The organism is Pseudonocardia charpentierae, from assembly GCF_031845345.1.
Classification (GTDB): Bacteria; Actinomycetota; Actinomycetes; order Mycobacteriales; family Pseudonocardiaceae; genus Pseudonocardia; species Pseudonocardia charpentierae.
In genome coordinates, this window is record NZ_JAVREJ010000084.1 from 1 (window position 1) to 1,386 (window position 1,386).

Annotated in this window: 1 protein-coding gene; it reads right to left on the reverse strand. The window is 67.0% G+C overall.

The genetic code is table 11. The features are described from left to right. Nucleotides 1-39: 39 nt before the first annotated feature. A complete protein-coding gene (locus RM445_RS31945) occupies nt 40-1,308 on the reverse strand; it encodes an IS256 family transposase (protein WP_311560595.1) in 1,269 nt (422 codons plus the stop codon). Nucleotides 1,309-1,386: the final 78 nt, after the last annotated feature.

A 1,386-nucleotide genomic window follows, 5' to 3' on the forward strand; every position in this document is an offset into this window, starting at 1 on the left:
GGGAGTGTCCGACGAACGGTGTAAGTGTCGTCCGGCATTTCAGTTGCTCGACGGGTTGATGCGTCCGTCGAAGGTGATGGCGAAGGCGTTGAGAGCGGCCTTCCATCGGATGACCCATCGTGCCCGACCGCGTCCGGTGGGGTCGAGGGACCGGGTCACCAGGTAGAGGCACTTCAACGCCGCCGCGTCGTTGGGGAAGTGCCCGCGTGCCCGCACGGCGCGGCGGTAGCGGGCGTTCAGACTCTCGATCGCATTCGTCGTGCAGATGATCTTGCGGATCTCCACGTCGTAGTCCAGGAACGGGATGAACTCCGGCCAGGCCGAACGCCAGAGCTTGACCGCGGCCGGGTACTTGCCCTGCCACTTCTCCGCGAATTCGCCGAGGCGGGCTTCGGCCTGGGTGGCGTTGACCGCGGTGTAGACCGGCTTGAGGTCTTTGGCCATCTGATCCCAGTCCTGCCGGGCGGCGTAGCGGAAGGTGTTGCGGATCAGGTGGATCACACAGGTCTGCACTTGGGCGAGCTCCCAGGTGGTGGTGATCGCCTCCGGCAGCCCTTTGAGGCCGTCGCAGACCACGATGCACACGTCGTCGACGCCGCGGTTCTTGATCTCGGTGAGCACGGCGAGCCAGTACTTCGCGCCCTCGCCGCCATCGCCCGCCCAGATCCCGAGAATGTCGCGTTCGCCGGCGCAGGTGACGCCGATGACGATGTAGAAGGGCTTGTTGGTGACCTGCCCGTCGCGGACCTTCACCACCAGCGCGTCGATGAAGATGACCGGGTAGACGCGATCGAGCGGCCGGTGTTGCCAGTCGGCCATCTCCCCGGCGACCTTCTCGGTGATCCGCGAGATCGTGTCCTTGGAGACGGTGGCGCCGTAGACGTCGGCGAAGTGCGCGGCGATCTCCCCGGTCGTCAGGCCGCGGGCGGTCAACGACAACACCAGCTGGTCGACCCCGTCCAACCGCCGCTGCCGCTTGCGCACGATCGCCGGGGTGAAGGACCCGTCGCGGTCGCGGGGCACGGCGATCTCGACCGGGCCGACCTCGGTCAACACCGTCTTCGACCGGGTGCCGTTGCGTGAGTTTCCGCCGTCGCGCCCGGCCGGGTCGTGCTTGCCATACCCGAGATGCCCGGAAAGCTCTTCCTCGAGTGCGGTCTCCAGGACCGTCTTGGTCAGCCCGGTCAGCAGCCCCTCGGGCCCGACCAGGTCCACCCCCTGCTGTCGGGCCTGATCTACCAGCCGCTGCGCCAACCGCTGCTTGTCGTCCTCATTGAGCCCGTCCACGGGCCCGATCGTGTCGGTCATGCTGCCTGCTTCCCGCCAAGCCCAACGGCTCGGCGTGTCAGGCCGGATCAGCACTTACACCGAAGATCGGACAGTCCC

Excerpts from the sequence above, each read along its gene's own strand:
- RM445_RS31945 (WP_311560595.1), bottom strand. The coding sequence starts at position 1,308 with ATGACCGACACGATCGGGCCCGTGGACGGGCTCAATGAGGACGACAAG.